Source organism: Streptomyces sp. NPDC032126 (genome assembly GCF_055580085.1).
This window is the reverse complement of the sequence record NZ_JBVIMA010000001.1, coordinates 741,408-761,263: the sequence shown is the minus strand read 5'-3', so window position 1 is coordinate 761,263 and position 19,856 is coordinate 741,408. Positions and strand designations below refer to the sequence as shown.

General features: G+C 72.4%; 11 protein-coding genes. 4 read left to right on the top strand and 7 right to left on the bottom strand.

Annotated elements, in window-relative coordinates:
- Positions 1-185: 185 nt before the first annotated feature.
- From ACZ5NW_RS03190 to ACZ5NW_RS03180, 3 genes are all read left to right on the top strand, one after another.
- Complete coding sequence (locus tag ACZ5NW_RS03190) at positions 186-6,455, top strand: protein kinase domain-containing protein (protein ID WP_468741968.1); 6,270 nt, start codon at positions 186-188, stop codon at positions 6,453-6,455.
- Positions 6,456-6,475: 20 nt separating this feature from the next.
- Positions 6,476-9,382, top strand: coding sequence for a helicase-related protein (locus ACZ5NW_RS03185; RefSeq protein WP_468741967.1), 2,907 nt, complete (start codon positions 6,476-6,478; stop codon positions 9,380-9,382).
- Positions 9,383-9,464: 82 nt separating this feature from the next.
- Positions 9,465-10,094 (top strand): hypothetical protein, encoded by a 630-nt coding sequence (locus ACZ5NW_RS03180; protein WP_468741966.1) that lies wholly within the window; start codon positions 9,465-9,467, stop codon positions 10,092-10,094.
- A 60-nt stretch (positions 10,095-10,154) separates the two neighbouring features.
- Here the strand turns inward: ACZ5NW_RS03180 and ACZ5NW_RS03175 are convergent, their stop codons facing one another.
- The 7 genes from ACZ5NW_RS03175 to ACZ5NW_RS03145 form a co-directional block, all read right to left on the bottom strand.
- Positions 10,155-10,346 (bottom strand): DUF397 domain-containing protein, encoded by a 192-nt coding sequence (locus ACZ5NW_RS03175; protein WP_468742972.1) that lies wholly within the window; start codon positions 10,344-10,346, stop codon positions 10,155-10,157.
- A 250-nt stretch (positions 10,347-10,596) separates the two neighbouring features.
- The gene (locus ACZ5NW_RS03170; protein ID WP_468741965.1) at positions 10,597-11,955 is read right to left on the bottom strand and encodes a GH1 family beta-glucosidase; all 1,359 of its coding nucleotides are present in this window, start codon (positions 11,953-11,955) and stop codon (positions 10,597-10,599) included.
- A 20-nt stretch (positions 11,956-11,975) separates the two neighbouring features.
- Complete coding sequence (locus ACZ5NW_RS03165) at positions 11,976-12,815, bottom strand: carbohydrate ABC transporter permease (RefSeq protein WP_468742971.1); 840 nt, start codon at positions 12,813-12,815, stop codon at positions 11,976-11,978.
- A 7-nt stretch (positions 12,816-12,822) separates the two neighbouring features.
- Entirely contained in the window at positions 12,823-13,836 is a 1,014-nt protein-coding gene (locus ACZ5NW_RS03160; RefSeq protein ID WP_468741964.1) for a carbohydrate ABC transporter permease, read from the bottom strand.
- A 5-nt stretch (positions 13,837-13,841) separates the two neighbouring features.
- Entirely contained in the window at positions 13,842-15,158 is a 1,317-nt protein-coding gene (locus tag ACZ5NW_RS03155; RefSeq protein ID WP_468741963.1) for an ABC transporter substrate-binding protein, read from the bottom strand.
- A gap of 208 nt (positions 15,159-15,366) precedes the next feature.
- Entirely contained in the window at positions 15,367-17,382 is a 2,016-nt protein-coding gene (gene fusA / locus ACZ5NW_RS03150) for an elongation factor G (protein ID WP_468741962.1), read from the bottom strand.
- A gap of 395 nt (positions 17,383-17,777) precedes the next feature.
- Positions 17,778-18,503 (bottom strand): nucleotidyltransferase domain-containing protein, encoded by a 726-nt coding sequence (locus ACZ5NW_RS03145; protein WP_468741961.1) that lies wholly within the window; start codon positions 18,501-18,503, stop codon positions 17,778-17,780.
- A gap of 172 nt (positions 18,504-18,675) precedes the next feature.
- Between ACZ5NW_RS03145 and ACZ5NW_RS03140 the strand changes: the two genes are divergently transcribed.
- A complete protein-coding gene (locus ACZ5NW_RS03140; RefSeq protein ID WP_468741960.1) occupies positions 18,676-19,848 on the top strand; it encodes an NAD(P)/FAD-dependent oxidoreductase in 1,173 nt (390 codons plus the stop codon).
- Positions 19,849-19,856: the final 8 nt, after the last annotated feature.

The window sequence follows — 19,856 nt, the reverse complement described above, 5'->3', positions numbered from 1 at the left end:
ATCGGGAACAACCGCACCGCCGGAAACTAGTTTCCTTCTCAACTATATGACTCGACGATCATGCCCGATCGATCACGGCCGGTCGATCATGGCCGGTCGATCATGGCCCCGTGACGACAGCCGCTCTGTCCGTTCTGACACGATGGGCGTGCGGTATGGGGTGAGGGGAAGGCAGGGAAGCGGCAGTGGGCCACGAGCTCGTCGACGGCAGATTCCGCATCGTGCGCGTCATCGGCAGAGGAGCCATGGGCGAGGTCCACCGGGCCGAGGACCTGTGGGCTCCCGAGGGCTCGCCCGAGCGCGTGGTCGCCGTGAAGACGATCCTGCGCCGCCGCACCGGCATCCGCGTCGACACCGGCGACGACACCGAGGCCGTGGAGCGCTTCGCCCGCGAGGTCGGCATCCTGCGCCACCTGGACGACCACCCCAACCTCACCCGGCTCATCGCCGGCGGCCTCGCCGCGGACCGCGACGGTCTGCCCTATCTGGCGATGGAGTACCTGGACGGCGCCTCGCTGCGCGACCTCATCGAGGAGGAGCCGCGGCTCCCCGTCTCCTGGGCCGCCGCCATCGGCGCCCAGGTGGCCGCCGGCCTCGCCGCCGCGCACGCGCGGGGCGTGGTCCACCGGGACCTGAAGCCCGCCAACGTCATGCTCACCCGGGGCGGCAGGGTCAAGGTGCTCGACTTCGGCATGGGCGGCGTCGTCGACGACCCGGACCGGACCCGCCTGACCGGCACGGGCGTCGGCGCGGGCACCGCCCGGTACATGGCGCCCGAGCAGTGCCGGGCCCAGCGGGTGACGCAGGCCGCCGACCTCTACGCGCTGGGCTGTGTGCTGTACGAGATGCTGGTCGGCGTCCCCCCGTTCACGGGCGATGCGGCGTACGAACTGGCCGAGCGGCACGTCCATCAGGAGCCCGGTCCGGTCCGCGCGGTCCGCGGCGAGGTTCCCGCCGAACTGGCCCGTCTCGTCGACCGGTTGCTCGCGAAGCGGCCGGCCGACCGCCCGGCCGACGCCGTGGCCGTACGGGACGCCCTGCTTCCGCTCGCCGCTCCGCCACGGGACGGTGGCTGCCTGATCCCCGCCTGGAGCCACCTGGACCCCACGTCCCCTCCGCACGAGCCCGCCCCGCGGCGGCCGCCCGCCCCGGTGACCGCGTCCGGCACCACCATGGACGTCTTCGGCGTCCACCGGGCCCTGATCCGCGACTACCGCTCCTTCACGGAGGGCGGCACGGTCATCCGCGACGAGCGGATCAGGGCGTACGTCGGGAAGGACCTCGACGACAAGTCCCAGTGGCCCAACCCGTGGTTGTCGCTCAACCCGTTCTTCGAGAGCGGTGGCACGGTGGTCGAGCTCGTCCGGCAGAAGGTGCTGCATCCCGAGTGCGCCCGCGTCTTCCAGGCGCGGAAGACCGAGGGCGGCACGGTCTGCGACGGCCGACCGCTGCTCCTGCACCGGCACCAGCGCGACGCCGTCGACGCCGCCGCCTCGGGGGCGTCGTACGTGCTGACGACCGGCACCGGCTCCGGCAAGTCGCTCTCCTACATCGTGCCGATCGTCGACCGGGTGCTGCGCGCACGGGACGCCGGGGGCCCGGACGCCCCGAAGCGCGTCCGGGCGATCATCGTGTATCCGATGAACGCGCTCGCCAACAGCCAGCTGCGGGAGCTGGAGAAGTACCTGCGCGACGGCTACGGCCCCGGACGCGAGCCGGTCACCTTCGCCCGCTACACCGGTCAGGAGGACGACGCGAGACGCAGGGAGATCCGCGACGACCCGCCGGACATCCTGCTCACCAACTACGTGATGCTGGAGCTGATGCTGACCCGCCCGGCCGACCGGGCGAGCCTGATCAGGATGGCGCGGGGCCTGGAGTTCCTCGTCTTCGACGAACTGCACACCTATCGCGGCCGCCAGGGCGCCGACGTGGCCCTGCTGATCCGCCGGGTCCGCGAGGCCTGCGCGGCGGGGAGCCTCCAGTGCGTCGGCACATCGGCGACCATGTCGACCGAGGGCACCCTGGAGGAGCAGCGGCAGGTGGTCGCCGGGGTGGCGAGCACGCTGTTCGGTACGACGGTCCGCGCCGAGCACGTCATCGGCGAGACCCTGGTCCGCGCGACCGGCGAGGCGCCCGCCACCGTACCGGCCGAGCGCCTCACCGCCCCCGCCCCGCGCGCCTACGACGAGCTGGTCCGCGATCCGCTCGCCCGGTGGATCGAGGACCGCTTCGGCCTGGCCGAGGACGCCGCCACGGGCCGTCTCGTCCGCCGACCGCCGACGCGGATCGAGGTCGCGGCGCGGGAGCTGCACGCGATGTCGGGCGTCGACGAGGAGCGGTGCGCGCAGGCGATCCGCGCCACCCTGGAGGCCGGCTCCCGGGCGCTCGACCCCCGTGACGAACGGCCGTTGTTCGCGTTCCGCCTGCACCAGTTCCTCTCCAAGGGGGACACGGTGTACGTCACCCTGGAGAGCAAGGCCGACCGCCATCTGACCCGCTCCTACCAGCTCGAACAGCCCGGCAGCGGCGGCAAGTTGCTGATGCCGCTCGCCTTCTGCCGGGAGTGCGGCCAGGAGTATCTGACGGTGTGGCGCACCGAGCAGGACGGCGAGGTGCGCTACGCGGCCCGCCGCGACACCTCGGCGACCGGCGGCCGACAGGGCGACGGCTATCTGTACATCGACCATGAGCGCGCGTGGCCGTCCGACGTCCAGGACGCCGTCGACGACCGCCGACTGCCCGAATCCTGGCTGGAGTCGGACGATCGGGACCAGGAGGTCGTCAAGGGCGCCTACCGCGACCGCGTCCCGAGGGCCGTCACCGTCGACCCCTTCGGCCGCGAGGGGCGGGGCGAGCTGAAGGCGGCCTTCATCCCCTCCCCCTTCCTCTTCTGCCTGCACTGTGGTGTGGCCTACGAGCAGACGCGCGGCCGGGACTTCGCCAAGCTGGCCACGCTGGACCAGGAGGGCCGCTCCTCGGCGACCTCGCTGGTCTCGGCGTCGATCGTCCGCTCGCTGAGGTCGGTGCCGCGGGAGGCCCTGGACAAGGAGGCGCGCAAGCTCCTCACCTTCGTCGACAACCGGCAGGACGCCTCCCTCCAGGCTGGCCACTTCAACGACTTCGTGCAGATCACCCAGTTGCGCGGGGCGCTGTACCGGGCCGCCCTGGACGCCGGCGAGGACGGTCTGCACCACGAGGAGCTGGCCTCGGAGGTCACCAAGGCGCTCGCGGTCTCCCCCGCCGACTGCACCGGCGAGGCCGACCTTCCGCCGTCGCTCGCCCGCAACGCGGCCCGCACCCTGCGCGACGTGGTCGCCTTCCGGCTCTATCTGGACCTGGAGCGCGGCTGGCGCGTCACCATGCCCAACCTGGAGCAGACCGGCCTGCTGGAGATCGGCTACGAGGACCTGGACTGGGTCGCCGCCCAGCAGGACCGCTGGGCGGGCACCCACCGGGCGCTGCGGGACGCCGACCCGGTGCTGCGGGCCGAGGTGATGAAGGCGCTGCTCGACGAGATGCGCCGGTCGCTCGCCATCGACGTGTCGTACTTCCGCGACGACGCCTTCGACTCCCTCCGGCGCGCGAGCGAGGAGCGGCTGGTGGACCCGTGGGTCCTGTCCTCCGCCGACAAACCCCGGATCGGCACCGCCTATCCGCACCCGTCCCGGCCGGGCATGGACCGCTCCGGCCTGTTCCTGTCGGCGCGCGGCAAGTACGGCAGATACCTGCGGCGCTCGGACCGGGCCTTCCACGACCTGGGCCACGACGATCTCCAGCTGGTCGTCACCGAGTTGCTGAGGGTGCTGACGAAGGCGGGCCTGGTGAAGGAGGTGGAGGAGGCGCCCCAGCGGGCCGGCCGCTTCCGCGGGACGTCGTCCCCCGTGGCGACCGGCTACCGGGTGGCCGCCCAGTCGCTGGTGTGGCGCGCCGGCACGGGCGAGTCGGGCGCGCACGACCCGCTCACCCGCACCTACCAGAGCGGCGACGGCCCGCGCGTCAACACCTTCTTCCGCGGCCTGTACCGGGAGGCGGCCGACGCCCTGTCCGGCCTGTACGCCCGCGAGCACACCGCGCAGGTGTCGCCGAAGGACCGCGAGGCCCGCGAAGAGGCGTTCCGCAAGGCGGAGTTGAAGCTGCTGTACTGCTCCCCCACCATGGAGCTGGGCGTCGACATCTCCTCGCTCAACGCGGTGATGATGCGCAATGTGCCGCCCACGCCCGCCCATTACGCCCAGCGTTCGGGCCGCGCGGGCCGCAGCGGGCAGCCCGCCCTGGTGACGACGTACTGCGCGACGGGCAACGGCCACGACCAGTACTACTTCCGCCGCTCCGAGCGCATGGTGGCGGGCGCGGTGGCCCCGCCCCGCCTGGACCTGGCCAACGAGGATCTGGTCCTCTCCCATCTCCAGGGCATCTGGATCGCCGAGGCGGGCCTGCGCCTGGGCCGCTCCGTCCCCGACGTGCTGGACGTGTCGTACCCGGACACGGGCGACCGCCCGGACCCCGCCCTGCATCTGCTGCCCGGGATCCGGGAGAAGTCGCTCGACGAGGGCGCGCGGTGGCGCACGGTGGACGCGGCGCGGCGCGTGCTCGGGCCGCTGTTCGGGGAGTTCGCCGAGACGACGTGGTGGCACGACGACTGGATCGACGACAAGGTCCGGACCGTCGCTGAGCGCTTCGACCGTGCCTTCGACCGCTGGCGCGCCCTGTTCCGGGCCGCGCTGGACGACCAGTACGTGCAGAACAGGCGGCGCCTGGACTACGGCCTCACCGAGAGCGACCGCAACCGTGCCGACGCCCGCCGCCGCGAGGCCGAGACGCAGCTGAACCTCCTCATGAACGAGAGCGCCGACAGCATGTCGGTGCTCTCCGACTTCAACCCGTACCGCTATCTGGCGTCCGAGGGCTTCCTGCCGGGCTACAGCTTCCCGCGCCTGCCGCTGGCCGCGTACATCCCGACGGCCGGCCGCCGCCGGGGCGACGGCGACTACCTCCAGCGCCCCCGCTTCCTCGCCGTCCGCGAGTTCGGCCCCGGCGCGCTGATCTACCACGAGGGCGCCCGCTACCAGGTGACCCGCGTGCAGCTCCCGCCGGACTCCTCGGGCGAGCTGACCACGGGCGAGGCGCGGCGCTGCGCGCACTGCGGCTACCACCACGAGCCGAAGGAGCGCGAGGACCGCTGCGGCTTCTGCGGCGAGACGCTGGGCGCGGCGACGTACGGACTGCTGCACCTGCACACCGTGTACACCACCCGCCGGGAGCGGATCTCCTCGGACGAGGAGGAGCGGCGCCGGGCCGGATTCCGGCTGGAGACGTCGTACCGCTTCCACGACCACGGCATCCGCGAGGGGCGCCTCGACGCGACGGTCGCGGACCGGCACGGGCGGTTGGCGCGGCTCACCTACGGCGACTCCGCGACGGTCCGCGTCACCAACACCGGCCGGGTCCGCGCCCGTTCGGGCGAGCCGCCGGGCTACTGGCTGGACCTCGCGGACGGCCGTTGGATGAACGACAAGGACGCGGCCGAGGCGTCCGGCGACTCCGGCGAGCTGCCGCTGGTGGACGCGGACGGCAACGAGCGGCGCCGCAGGAAGCGGGTCGTGCCGTTCGTGGAGGACCGGCGCAACATCCTCGTCGTCACCCTCGACGAGGCGCTGCCCGAGCCGATCGCGCTCACCCTGATGTACGCGCTGGAGCGGGGCATCGAGGCGGAGTTCGAGCTGGAGGACGCCGAGCTGGCCGGCGAGCTGCTGCCGCCGGACGACGGCCCGAGGCGGCGCATCCTGTTCATGGAGGCGGCGGAGGGCGGCGCGGGTGTGCTGCGCCGCCTCCAGGCGGAGGACGACGCCCTCGCCAGGGCGGCCCGCCGCGCGCTGGACATCTGCCACTTCTCGGCGGACGGCCGGGACGAGGGCGGCGAGGAGCACCGCCCCGGGCGGGCCTGCGCGCTCGGCTGCTACGACTGCCTGCTCACGTACGGCAACCAGCTCGACCACGCCCGGATCGACCGGCACACGGTGGCCGGTCCGCTGGTGCGGTTCGCGTCGGCGACGGTGGAACGCGCCCCGCGCGGCGAGTCCCGTTCGCAGCGGTACCGCAGGCTGCTCAGCGAGCCGGAGCCGACGCCCGTCGAGGAGTCCGCCGCCGACCTGGCCGCGCGGGGCGACTTCCTGGGGTGGGTGAAGGCGCGCGGTCTGCGGCTGCCGGACGAGAAGGACGTGTACGTGACGGAGGCGGACGCGGCGCCGGACTTCGTGTACCGGCTGCCGGGCGCGCGGGTCGCGGTGTTCGTCGACGGCCCGGCGACCGACGCGGGCGCGCTGCGTGACGCCGACGCGGAGGAGCGGCTGTTCGACGCCACCTGGGACGTCGTCCGCTTCGCGCACGGCGCCGACTGGGACGCCGTCGCCGCCGCCCACACCCGCTACTTCGGCTCCACTACGGCCGACTGACCGAGGATTTGACGATCGCTATGGCATTCACGTTCTCCGCCGGATCCCTGGTGAAGGCCCGTGGCCGCGAGTGGGTGGTGCTCCCCGAGAGCGAGCCCGACCTGCTGGTGCTGCGCCCCCTCGGCGGATCGGACGACGACATCGCGGCCGTCCTCCCGTTCGAGCCGGTGGAGGAGGCCCGCTTCGCGCCGCCCGAGCCGTCCGACCTCGGCGACCAGCGGGCCGCCGGTCTGCTGCGTACGGCGCTGCGGGTGGGGTTCCGCTCGGGCGCGGGTCCGTTCCGCTCGCTGGCGGGCATCGCGGTGGAGCCGCGCGCGTACCAGCTGGTCCCGCTGCTGATGGCGCTGCGCCAGAAGACGGTCCGCATGCTGATCTCGGACGACGTCGGTATCGGCAAGACGGTCGAGGCGGGCCTGATCGCGAGCGAGCTGCTGGCGCAGGGCGAGGCGACGGGACTGGCGGTGCTGTGCTCCCCGGCTCTGGCGGAGCAGTGGCAGCAGGAGCTGCGCGGCAAGTTCGGCATCGACGCGGAACTCGTGCTGGCGTCCACCGTGTCCCGCCTCGAACGGGGCCTGGACCTGGGGCAGTCGCTGTTCGCCAGGTACCCCCACGTCATCGTGTCCACGGACTTCATCAAGTCCCCGCGCCACCGCGACGACTTCGTACGCCACTGCCCCGACCTGGTGATCGTGGACGAGGCGCACACGTGCGTGACGGCGGGCGACGCGTCGTCGAGCGCGCAGAGCCAGCTGCGCTACGAGCTGCTGCGCCGGGTGGGGGCGGACGCGGACCGTCATCTGCTGCTGGTGACGGCGACCCCGCACAGCGGCAAGGAGTCCGCGTTCCGCAACCTGCTCGGGCTGGTCCGGCCGGAGCTGGCCGAGGTGGACCTGGAGTCGGAGGCGGGCCGGAAGCTGCTCGCCCGGCACTTCGTGGCGCGCAAGCGGGCGGACGTACGTCAGTACCTCACGAAGGAGGACGGCCTCGCGGACGACTCGCTCGCCGAGCGCACCGCGTTCCCCTCGGACCGCTACTTCAAGGACGAGACGTACCGACTGTCCCCCGAGTACCGGGCCCTGCTGGACGACGCGATCGCGTACGCGGGTGAGCGCGTCGAGGAGGCGGGCGGTCAGGGGCGGCGGGAGGCGCGGATCGCCTGGTGGTCCGCGATCGCGCTGCTGCGCTCGCTGGTGTCGTCGCCACGGGCGGCGGCGCAGACCCTGACGACGCGTTCGGTGGCGGCGATCGCGGCGAGCGCGGAGGAGGCCGACAGGCTGGGCGCCCCGCTGAGCGGCGACGCGGCGGACAGCGACGCCATGGAGGGCATGGACGTGGCGCCGGGCGCGGAGACGACGACGGGCTCCCCGCTGGCCGAACTCGCCCAACGGGCCGCCCGGTTGGAGGGCCCGGAGCAGGACCTCAAGCTGAAGGCGCTGATCAGGCACCTCAAGGCGCTGCTGGCCGACGGCTACCACCCGATCGTCTTCTGCCGCTACATCCCGACGGCGACGTACCTGGCCGAGCAGTTGGAGAACGACCCGCAGACGAGGAAGCGCGGCCCGCTGGGCGCGAGGACGGTCGTCAAGGCGGTCACGGGCGAGCTGTCCCCGCAGCAGCGCGTCGAGCGGATCGAGGAGCTGGCGGCGGAGGCCGGCGACGACGCGGCGGCCCGCAGGGTGCTGATCGCCACGGACTGCCTCTCCGAGGGCGTCAACCTCCAGCACCACTTCGACGCGGTCGTCCACTACGACCTGGCCTGGAACCCCACTCGTCACGACCAGCGCGAGGGCCGCGTCGACCGGTACGGCCAGCGCCGCGACGAGGTCCGGGTCATCACGCTCTACGGCGACGACAACGGCATCGACGGCAAGGTCCTGGAGGTGCTCATCAAGAAGCACCGCCAGATCAAGAAGGACCTCGGCATCTCGGTGTCCGTCCCCGACGAGCTGTCGACGGGCGTGACGGACGCGATCGTGGAATGGCTGCTGATGCGGGGCCGCGAGAACGAGGACGCCCTGTTCGGCGCGGACGCCTTCAAGGCCGGCAAGGAGAAGCTGGAGAGCGACTGGAACTCGGCGGCCGAGCGCGAGCGCGCCTCCCGCTCACGCTTCGCCCAGCGCTCGATCCACCCGGAGGAGGTGGCCCGCGAGGTCGCCTCGATCCGTCAGGCACTGGGCGACGCGGGCGAGGTCAGGACGTTCGTACGGGAGTCGCTGGGCGCGCTCGGCGCGGTGCTGCGCGGCGACGGCGAGGAGTTCACCGTCCAGGTGGGCGGCACCCCGGCGGGCCTGCGGGACGCGCTGGCGTCGACGGTGGGCGCGGAGGCGATCGAGCGGGACCGGCCGATCCCCTTCCGCGCCGATCCGGCGGTGGCGCGCGGCGAGGCGGCCCTGGTCCGCACGGACCCGGTGGTGGGCGCACTGGCGACGCACGTCCTGAACGCGGCCCTGGACACCCAGGCGGAGGGCGCCCGTCCGGCGCGCCGCTGCGGTGTGATCACGACGGACGCGGTGCGTACGCGGACGACGTTGCTGCTGGTCCGGTACCGCTTCCATCTGACGCTGCCATCGAGGAACGGTGAGCGGCAGCTGGTGGCGGAGGACGCGCGCCTGCTGGCCTTCGAGGGCGCGCCGAGGAACGCGGTCTGGCTGCCGCACGAGCGGGCGGCGGCCCTGCTGGAGGCGACGGCGTCGCAGAACACGGACTCCCACTTCGGCGAGCGCACGATGACCCGCATCCTGAGTCAACTCCCGGATGTGCGCGGGCATGTGGAGGCGTTCGGCGACGAGCTCGCCGCCGAACTGGACGCGGCCCACCGGCGGGTGCGGACCGCCTCCGGCGAGATCGTCCGGGGCCTGTCGGTGACGGCCCAGAAGCCGGCCGACGTCCTCGGCGCGTACGTCTACCTGCCCGACAACACCCTTTGAGCGAGACCCCGTTGAATGGACGATGACTTCAGCGTCCACGTTCCCGAACCCGTCCGATCCTCACGACAAGGCAGGACCGTATATGTCCGACAAAGCGCCCGAGCAGCCGGAGCCCCAGTCCGCGATCTCCGAGCCCGAACTCGTGGAGTCCTCGCACCCTCCGATGCCCCCGGCGCCGCCCACCGCTCCCCTGCCGTGGGCCCCTCCTCCCCCGCCGAACCGCCGGGGAAGACGCGCCCTGATAATCGGCGCCGCCGTCGCCGTCCTGCTCGCCGCCGGGGGCGTCACCTGGTGGGCGCTGGCCGACGACGGCGACGCCATGGACCACGTCAGCATCACCGGCGGCAAGCTCGTCACGCAGGAGAGCGACGACTCCGACGACGCGTACTGCGACGACGAGGACGACTACTCGTACAACGACTGCGACTCGACGGACGACGACTCGTCCGACGACACCACCTACGAGTTCAAGTACAAGATCACCAACAAGGGCGGCGAACCCGCCAACTACTCGGTGATCGTCAACGCCTTCGACGAGGACGGCGACTTCGTCGGCCAGACCTACATCGGCTCGGTCCACCTGGCGGCCGGCAAATCCGACTCCGACAGCAGCGAGTTCAACGACTACGACACGCTGGAGGACGGCCACGAGCTGTCCGACATCGCGTCCCTGAAGGTCGCCTACGTCGAGCGGACGAAACTGGCCAACTGATCCCGGCGTGCCGGCACCCCGGCGGTCGCACCAAGCTCGACCGCCGGGACCTACGACGCCTCACACCCGCGTCACGAACCCCACGAACCGCGACCAACCCTCACGCCCGACCGCGAAGTGAGGACGCGTCACATCCTTGGAGTCCCGTACGCGGACGGCCTGCTCGGTGAGGGCGACCTCGACGCAGCTGTCGCCCGAGCTGCTCCAGCAGACCCCGCGATTCTGACGAAGAGATCGGCGTACTGTCCACAGAACAGTTCGGCGTCGGGGTCGGCGTCGACCAGCGGGACGAGGTAGGGGCCGGTGACCTTGCGCAGCATGGCGGTCTCCCGCCGGAAGCGGGCCCGGTGGGCGGTGTCGGAGGCGAAGTCCCGGTGCAGCACCTTGACGGCGAGGGGAAACCCGCCCTCGGGGTCGGTCGCGCACACGGTGTTGACGCTGCCAACAAATACGGGGATGCGGTGGACGCGGGCTCCGGCTCCCGCGCCCACCGCGGTCCGGGTCAGGCCGCCCGGCGGGAGCGGGCGCGGTGGTCGCGGACGATGTCCGCGTACAGGCGGCCGCTGCCCTTGATCGTGCGGACCTGGGTCCGGTAGTCCACGTGCACGAGACCGAACCGCTTCGCGTAGCCGTAGGCCCACTCGAAGTTGTCCAGCAGCGACCAGGCGAAGTACCCGGCGAGCGGGGCGCCCTTGCGGACGGCCGAGGCGCAGGCGGCGAGATGCCGGACCAGGTAGTCCTGGCGCTCGGGGTCGTCGACGGTGCCGTCGGGGCGTACGACGTCCGGGAAGGCGGAGCCGTTCTCCGTGACGTACAGCGTGCGCGCCCCGTACTCGTCGGTGAGCCGCAGCAGCAGCGTCTCGATGCCGCTCGCGTCGATCTCCCAGTCCATACCGGTGCGCGGCACGCCGTCGCGGCGGACGGCGACGGCGTAGGGGGCGGGGCCGTCCGGGTCGTCGGCGACGGTCTGCGGGAAGTAGTAGTTCAGGCCCAGCCAGTCCAGCGGCGCCCCGATGGCCGCCAAGTCGCCCGGCTGCTCCGGGAGTTCGACGCCGTAGAGCTCCCGCATGTCCGCCGGGAAGCCGCGGCCGTGGACCGGGTCCAGCCACCAGCGGTTGACATGGCCGTCCATGCGGCGGGCGGCCGCCACGTCCTCGGGGCGGTCGGTGGCGGGGTGGATGGTGGACAGGTTGTTCACGATGCCCACCCGGGCCCCGGGGGCGGCGGCGCGGACGGCCCGCGCCGCCAGGCCGTGTCCGAGCAGCAGGTGGTAGGAGGCGCGGACGGCGGCGGTCAGGTCGGTGAGACCGGGGGCCATCGTGCCGTCGAGATGGCCGATCCAGGCCGAGCAGAGCGGCTCGTTCAGGGTCGTCCAGTGGCTGACGCGGTCGCCGAGACGTCCGGCGACGACCGAGGCGTACGCCGCGAAGTGCTCGGCGGTCTCCCGCTCGGGCCAGCCGCCCCGGTCCTGGAGCGCCTGCGGCAGGTCCCAGTGGTAGAGGGTGACGGACGGGGTGATGCCCGCCTCCAGCAGGGCGTCGATCAGCCGGTCGTAGAAGTCGAGGCCCTGGGTGTTGACCGGTCCGTCGCCGCCGGGCAGCACCCGCGGCCAGGCGATCGACAGCCGGTAGGCGTTGGTGCCGAGCCGGCGCATGAGCGCGATGTCCTCGCGCCAGCGGTGGTAGTGGTCGCAGGCCACGTCGCCGGTGTCGCCGTTGTCGGTCTTGCCGGGGGTGTGCGAGAAGGTGTCCCAGATCGACGGCGAACGGCCGTCCTCCGCCACGGCTCCCTCGATCTGGTACGCCGCCGTGGCCGTGCCCCACAGGAAGTCGTGCGGGAAGGCGTCGAGGTCGATGGTCACGTAGGTCCTTTCGGGGTGGGTCACTTGACGGCACCCGCCGTCAGTCCGGCGACGAGATAGCGCTGGAGAAGGAGGAAGCCCGCGACGACCGGGACGCTCACGACCAGCGAGGCGGCCATGATCTGGTTCCAGTACACGTCGTTGAGCGTGGAGTAGCCCTGCAGGCCGACGGCGAGGGTGCGCGTGGTGTCGTTGGTCATCACCGACGCGAAGAGCACCTCGCCCCAGGCGGTCATGAAGGCGTAGACCGCGACGGCGACGATCCCGGGGACGGCGGCCGGTACGACGACGCGGAACAGGGCGCCGAGGGGCCCGCAGCCGTCCACCAGGGCCGCCTCGTCCAGATCGCGCGGCACCGAGTCGAAGTACCCGATGAGCATCCAGATCGCGAACGGCAGGGAGAAGGTCAGATACGTCAGGATCAGCCCGCCACGGGAGCCGAACAGGGCGATCCCGGTGGCGTTGCCGATGTTGACGTAGATCAGGAACAGCGGGAGGAGGAAGAGGATGCCCGGGAACATCTGCGTGGACAGGACGGTCACGGTGAAGACGCGCTTGCCACGGAACTCGTAGCGGCTGACGGCGTACGCCGAGAAGACCGCGATCACCACCGAGGCGAGCGTCGCCGCGCCCGCCACGATCAGCGAGTTCACGAAGTACCGGGCGAGCGGGACCGTCGACCAGATGTCGATGTACGGCCGGACGGTCAGCCCGCTCGGCACCCAGCGGAACGCGCCGGTGACATCGGCGAGGGGCTTGAGCGAGCTGGAGACCATGACGTACACGGGGAGCAGGACGAAGCCGCTGAGCAGGGTCAGGAAGATCCGCCGGGTCCACAGGAACGAACGCGGCGGCGCCATCGGGGAGTCAGGCACGCGTGGCACGGGTGGCCGCCTTCCTTCCGCGCGTTCCGCGCGACGTGAGGAACAGGTACCCGCCGGTCACCAGCAGCAGGAACAGCAGCAGGAGTACGGACATGGCGGAGCCGGTGCCGAAGTTCCAGGTGACGAACGACGCCTGGTAGATGTGCACGGAGATGAGGTCCCCGGACTGGGGGGCGGTCCTGCCGAACAGGACGTACGGCGTGTTGAAGTCGTTGAACGTCCACAGGAACAGCACCAGGACCAGGACCTGGTTCACCGGGCGCAGCGACGGCAGGGTGATGCGGCGGATCTGCTGCCACAGGCCGGCGCCGTCGATCGAGGCCGCCTCGTACAGCTCCCGGGGGATGTTCTGGAGTCCGGCCATGACGATGAGGAAGGCGAACGGCCAGCCCTTCCACACGGACACGGTCAGCAGCGCCCAGAAGGCGTTGTCGCCGATCAGCCAGAAGGACGGCTTGTCGGTGAGGTGCAGCTGGTCGTGCAGGACGTGGTTCACCAGGCCGTTGTCGTGCTGGAACATGAACACCCAGGTGATGACGGCCGCGTAGACCGGCAGCGCGTACGGCACCAGGAACAGCGCCCTGAGCAGGCCTCGGCCGCGGAAGGCGTCCTGCATGCAGATCGCGGCGGCCGTGCCGATCAGCCAGCACAGGCCGACCGAGAGCAGGGTGAAGCCGACGGTGACGAGGAAGGAGTGCAGCAGGGCCTCGCCGACGGGGGCGTCGAAGTCCACCGACATCCGGTAGTTGTCGAGGCCGCTCCAGGGCGCGGTGCCCCAGTCGCGGATGTAGAACTGCGTGAGCTGCTTGAAGCTCATCACCACGCCGATGACCATCGGCACCAGGTGGACGAGGAGTTCGAGGGCGAGGGCGGGCAGAAGGAGCAGATAGGGCAGGCCGACGCGGCGGATCCGGCCCGGGCGGCGGCCGCGGCGCGCGTCGGGCGCCGCCGCCCCGGGACGTCCCTCGCGCACCGGGAGTTCGACTGTGCTGGTCATCTCGCTCACTTCGCCGGCATCTGCTGCTGGGCCTTCTCCAGCGCGGCCCTCACCGAGGCGGTGGTGACCGGGCGCCCGGCGGCCGCGTCGGCGAACAGCTCCTTGATGGCGGTGCCGACGGCCGTCTCGAACTGCGACTCGTCGGCGACCTGCGGGAGCGCGGCGGCGCTGGTGGCGAGGGTGTTCTTGAGGACGGCGTTGGCGGGCGCGTTGAAGGAGGGGTCCGCCTGGGCCGCCTTGACCGGCGGGATGGAGCTGTAGGCCGTGTTGAGGATCTTCTGCTCGGCGTCGCTGGTCATGAACCTCACGAACTGCCGGGCGCCGTCGAGGTTGTCGGTGTTCTTGAAGACGGCCAGATTGATGCCGGCGACCATGGAGTTGACGTTCGCGCCGGTGCCGGGGGTGCCGGACTGCACGGGCACCGGGGCGATGCCGTAGTCGGCCTCGTTCATGCCCTGGGACCTGAGGTTGGCGGACGCGGACTGCCACAGCAGCATCGCGTTCTTGCCCTTGGCGAAGTCGCTGACGGACTGGTTCTGGGCGTACTCGGCGTTGCCCGGGGCGATGATCTTGTCCTTGGCCATCAGGCCGACGTACTGCTCGACCGCGGCGACCACGCCGTCGTCGGTGAAGTCCGGCTTGCCGTCGGCGGTGAAGAAGTCGGCGCCGTGCTGCTTGGCGAAGACGAAGGCGTGGTGGATGTTCTCCGCCGGGTTCGACCCCTCGGCGCCGAGGCCCCACTTGCCGTCCTTGGAGAGCTTCTTGCCGTCCTCGATCAGCTCCGCCCAGGTGGCCGGCGGCTTCGTGATGCCCGCGTCGGCGAACATCTTCTTGTTGTAGTAGAGCGCGTACGCCATCGAGTACAGGGGGACCGCGGCCGGGTCCTGGCCCTGTGCGCCGGTCGAGCCGAGCGCCGAGTCGACGAAGCGGTCCCGGCCGCCGATCGCGGCGAAGTTCTTCTCGTCCCACGGCAGCAGCGCCCCGGTGGCCTGGAGGGAGGCGCTCCAGGTGTTGCCTATGTTGAGGACGTCGGGGCCCTGGCCGGAGGTGGTCGCGGTGAGGATCCGGTTGAGCAGATCCGACCAGGGGACGACCTCCAGCTTCACCTTGATGCCGGTCTGCTGCTCGAACTTGTCGAGCTCCGGCCGGAGGACCTTCTTGTCGACCTCGATGCTCGCGCCCTGGTTCGAGGCCCAGTAGGTCAGGCTCTTCGGCGAGTCGTTGGACCCGCCGCCGTTCGACGAACCGCCTCCGCAGGCCGACGCGGCCAGGGCGAGAGACAGGGTGACGGCGCCTACGGCCGCGGTTCGGATGCTGCGCATGGCTCCACGTGTCCCTTCACGGAGTGCACTCGCCCTTCATGGGTGCACTCATGACTTAATTTAGGACGTGAGTTAAACCTCGGGAGCGAGGCCCGTCAAGGGTTTGGACACGACTGGTCGAAGGGTCGAACACCGCCGCGCCGTCCCCGGCCGGGAAAGCGGGCCCCGCCCCCTGGCTCGGGGGGCGGGGCCGTACGTGCTTTTCCGGCTACGGCGCCGGCACCGCCGTGCGCTCCGGCGCCGGGGCGTAGCCCGTGGGGCGGGCCGTGAAGGTGCCGCGGCCTTGCGTGCGGCCGCGCAGCCGGGTGGCGTAGCCGAACAGCTCCGCCAGCGGAACGGTGGCCGTGACCACGGCCGACCCGGCCCGCACCACCGACGACGTCACCCGGCCACGGCGGGCCGCGAGATCGCCGAGGACGGCGCCGACGGCCTCCTCGGGCACGGTCACCGTGACCTCGGCGACGGGTTCCAGCAGGACCATCGCGCAGGCGCGCAGGGCCTGTTGGAGCCCGAGCCGGCCGGCCGTGCGGAAGGCCATCTCGGAGGAGTCCTTCACATGGGTCGCCCCGTCGGTGAGGGTGACCCGCAGCCCGGTGACGCGGTGCCCGCCGAGCGGTCCCTCGGCGAGGGCGTCCCGGCAGCCGGCCTCCACGGCACGGACGTACTCCTGCGGCACCCGTCCGCCGACGACGGCGGACCGGAAGACGAACTCGCCCACCAGCGGCTCCACATCGAGCACGATGTGCGCGAACTGCCCCGCGCCGCCGTCCTGTTTGACGTGCCGCAGGACGACACCGCTCACGCCCCGGCCGACCGTCTCGCGGTAGGTCACCCGGGGGCGGCCGACGGCGATCTCCAGGCCGAGGGTGCGGCGGATCTTCTCCACCGCGACCTCCAGATGGAGTTCGCCCCGGCCGGACAGGACCGTCTGTCCGGTCTCCGGGTCGGTCCGCACGACCAGCGAGGGGTCCTCCTCGGCGAGCCGGGCGAGCGCGGGGCCCAGCCGCCCGGTGTCGGCGCCGCGGCGCGCCTCGACGGCCACCGAGACGACCGGGTCGGCCGTGCCGGGCGGTTCGAGCAGCTGCGGGGCGTCCGGGTCGCACAGGGTGGTGCCCGCGCGGGCCGACTTCAGCCCGATCACCGCCACGATGTCCCCGGCGACGGCCCGTTCGAGCGGCGCGTGCCGATCGGCCTGGACCCGCAGGATCCGCCCGACGCGCTCGCTCCGCCCGGCTCCGGCGTCCCACACGGTGTCTCCCTTCTCGATGGCTCCCGCGTACACCCGCAGGTAGGTCAGGCGCCCGGTGGGGGTGGCGTTGACCTTGAAGGGGAGGGCGGCGAAGGGCGCGGCGGGGTCGGCCGGCGCCGGCGTGTCGAGCGGTGACGGCAGATACGCCACCACGGCGTCCAGCAGCGGTTCGATCCCCCGGTTGCGATACGCCGACCCGCACAGCACGACCACTCCCTCCCCGCTGCGGGTCAGGTCCCGCAGGGCGGCGGCGAGGGTGCCGGCGGACAGCGTGTCCCGCTCGCAGAACTCCTCCAGCGCGGCCGGGTGGCGTTCCGCGACGGCCTCCTCCAGCAGCCGGCGCCGACGCAGCGCCTCCCGCACCAGCTCCTCCGGCACGGGACCCTCGTCGGCGCCGTCACGGCCGTCGGTCCACACCAGCGCGCGCAGCCGCACCAGGTCGACGACGCCGGTGAAACCGGCCTCCGCGCCGATCGGCAGCTGCACCACCAGCGGGGCCGGGTGCAGCCGGTCGCGCAGGGAGGCGACGGCGGTGTCGAGGTCGGCGCCCGCGCGGTCCATCTTGTTGACGAACGCGATCCTGGGCACGCCGTGCCGGTCGGCCTGCCGCCACACGGACTCGCTCTGCGGTTCCACGCCGGCGACGGCGTCGAACACGGCGACCGCCCCGTCGAGCACCCGCAGCGAACGCTCCACCTCGTCGGCGAAGTCGACGTGGCCGGGGGTGTCGATCAGGTTGACGCGGTGTCCGTCCCAGTCGCAGCTGACGGCCGCGGCGAAGATGGTGATGCCCCGGTCGCGCTCCTGGGGGTCGAAGTCGGTGACGGTGGTGCCGTCGTGGACCTCGCCCCGCTTGTGCGTGGTGCCGGTGGTGTAGAGGATCCGCTCGGTGACGGTGGTCTTGCCCGCGTCGACATGGGCGAGGATGCCCAGGTTGCGTACGGCGGCGAGGTGACGGTCGATGGTGGTGCGCACGGCCCTTGGCCTTTCGGGGTGTTCGGGAAACGGGCAGCGCGATGTCCCCGGCGAAACGTCCTGACACACCGGCAGAAGCCCTCGATGCGGGGCGAGTCGGTGATGCGCAGGGGTTCGTCAGGTGATCCGGTGCCGGCCGCGCAGCGAGCACCGGACGGACGAGGACACGAGGATCACCTCGGTGCACAGGCGGGGAGCGACACGGACGATGTGCGGACACATGGCCGGGCTCCCTTCGTCGTCACGGTGCGGCGCGGCCCCCGTCGTGGGCGGCGCTCGATGGGGCGAGTCTAGGAAGGCCGGGCCCGGTGCGTCGCGTGAATTTCCCTCCGGGGATCCGCTCGACCGGGCCCTCCGCCGACGAGGGCCGCCGCCAGGGCGACCCGCCGCCCTCCCTACCGGCCGACGGGTGTCGCGTCGGCCGCTGTGGCCGCGTCGGCCGCGTAGAAGTGGCGGCGGACCCGGCGCAGCCAGGCGTCGGCGGGGCGCTCGTCCGGGCGGTCCGGCAGCGCGCTGCGCGTCTCGGCGAACGCCGCCTCGTAGTGGCGCAGCAGCGGCAGCGCGGCGTCGGGGTCGGCGGCGGCCTGTTCGCCGAAGCGGTGGTAGCTCTCCGGGTCCTCGACCCGGATGGTCAGCCGCCCGCTCGCGTACAGCTCGAACCCCTGGTGGCACAGCCGCTTGAGGTGGCGGGCGTGCTTGGCGGTCCGCTTCCGGGTGTCGGCGGAGAACGAGCCGTCGCCCCGGTTGGACAGCTTCCTGAACTGCTGGGTGGCGTAGCCGAGATAGGCGTCCCGCACCCGCTGGGCACTGAGCAACGACCCACGGATGTCGATGAGTTCGTCGCCGAGGGGGGTGCGCACCTCGTACAGCTCCTCGGGCAGCCAGACGAGTTCCATCACGGTCGGGTTGCCGCCGAGGGCGAGGCGGCACCACTTGGCCGCTTCGTGCAGGGTGCGGTCCGGGGCCGTGGTGACGTGCGACTCCTTCGGCCGGTGCAGGCCGTGCAGCTCCTCGGTGGGCGCCGCGAAGAGGCCGAGCCGGTCCACGTCGGAGCCCGCGTGGGCCAGCCCGTACGCCGTCGAGCCGACCACGCCGGACAGCAGGATGTTCTCCACGGTCACGCGTCTCCCCCTGTCGCCGGCACGCGATTCCCCCGTGTGCCGCTGTCACCGATGTGCTGCCCGCCGCCGCATCGCGCGGGGCGGGATCCGCCATCATGCCGCGCCGCCGAGGCGGGCACCCGCGAATTTCACGGGTGTTCCGGCTGGGGGCGCCATGTGACATATTACTGGCGTGACCAAGCGATCGTCCTGTGATGTCGTGGTCGTCGGCGCCGGCATGGTCGGTGCCGCGTGTGCGCTGTACGCGGCCCGGGCCGGGCTGGATGTCGTCGTGGTGGATCGCGGGCCGGTGGCCGGCGGGACGACGGGTGCGGGCGAGGGCAATCTGCTCGTCTCCGACAAGGAGCCCGGGCCCGAACTCGAACTCGCCCTGCTCTCCACGCGGTTGTGGCGCGAACTCGCCGAGGAGCTGGGCCGTTCCGTCGAGTACGAGGCGAAGGGCGGCCTCGTCGTCGCGTCCACCCCGGAGAGTCTCGCCGCGCTGACGGAACTGGCGGACGGTCAGCGGGCCCACGGCGTCGAGGCGCGGACCGTCGCTCCCGGCGAACTGCGCGACCTGGAACCGGACGTGACCCCTGACCTGGTCGGCGGCGTCCACTACCCGCAGGACGCCCAGGTCATGCCCGCCCTGGCCGCCGCGCATCTGCTGCGCGCCTCGGGCGCCCGGGTGGAGACCGGCCGCACGGTGACCGGGATCCTGCGCGGCCCCGGCGGTGTCGTGCGCGGCGTCCGCACCGACCGCGGCACCCTGCACGCGCCGGCCGTGGTGAACGCGGCCGGGACCTGGGGCGGCGAGGTGGCCGGGCTCGCCGGCGTCCGGCTGCCCGTCCTCCCCCGCCGGGGCTTCGTGCTGGTCACCGAGCCCCTGCCGCGCCGGGTCCGGCACAAGGTGTACGCCGCCGACTACGTGGCCGACGTCGCCAGCGACTCGGCGGCGCTGCAGACCTCGCCGGTCGTCGAGGGGACCGCCGCCGGGCCGGTGCTGATCGGCGCGAGCCGCGAACGGGTCGGCTTCGACCGCTCCCTCTCCCTGCCCGCCGTACGGGCGCTCGCGGCCGGCGCGGTGCGGCTGTTCCCGTTCCTGGAGCACATCCGGGTCATGCGCACCTACCTCGGCTTCCGGCCCTACCTGCCGGACCATCTCCCCGCCGTCGGCGCCGATCCGCGCGCGCCCGGCCTGTTCCACGCCTGCGGGCACGAGGGCGCCGGCATCGGCCTGGCCACCGGCACCGGCCGTCTCGTCACACAGGCGCTGCTCGGCGAACGCCCCGACCTCGACCCGGCTCCGTTCCGCCCGGACCGGTTCACCGAGTCCCCCGAGTCCACCGAGGAGGCCACCCCCTGATGAGGTCG

What these genes read in the sequence shown, in the direction of transcription:
- ACZ5NW_RS03185 (WP_468741967.1), top strand. Translation starts at nt 6,476, where the DNA reads ATGGCATTCACGTTCTCCGCCGGATCCCTGGTGAAGGCCCGTGGCCGC.
- ACZ5NW_RS03165 (WP_468742971.1), bottom strand. Translation starts at nt 12,815, where the DNA reads ATGGCGCCGCCGCGTTCGTTCCTGTGGACCCGGCGGATCTTCCTGACC.
- ACZ5NW_RS03160 (WP_468741964.1), bottom strand. Translation starts at nt 13,836, where the DNA reads ATGACCAGCACAGTCGAACTCCCGGTGCGCGAGGGACGTCCCGGGGCG.
- ACZ5NW_RS03155 (WP_468741963.1), bottom strand. Translation starts at nt 15,158, where the DNA reads ATGCGCAGCATCCGAACCGCGGCCGTAGGCGCCGTCACCCTGTCTCTC.
- ACZ5NW_RS03180 (WP_468741966.1), top strand. Translation starts at nt 9,465, where the DNA reads ATGTCCGACAAAGCGCCCGAGCAGCCGGAGCCCCAGTCCGCGATCTCC.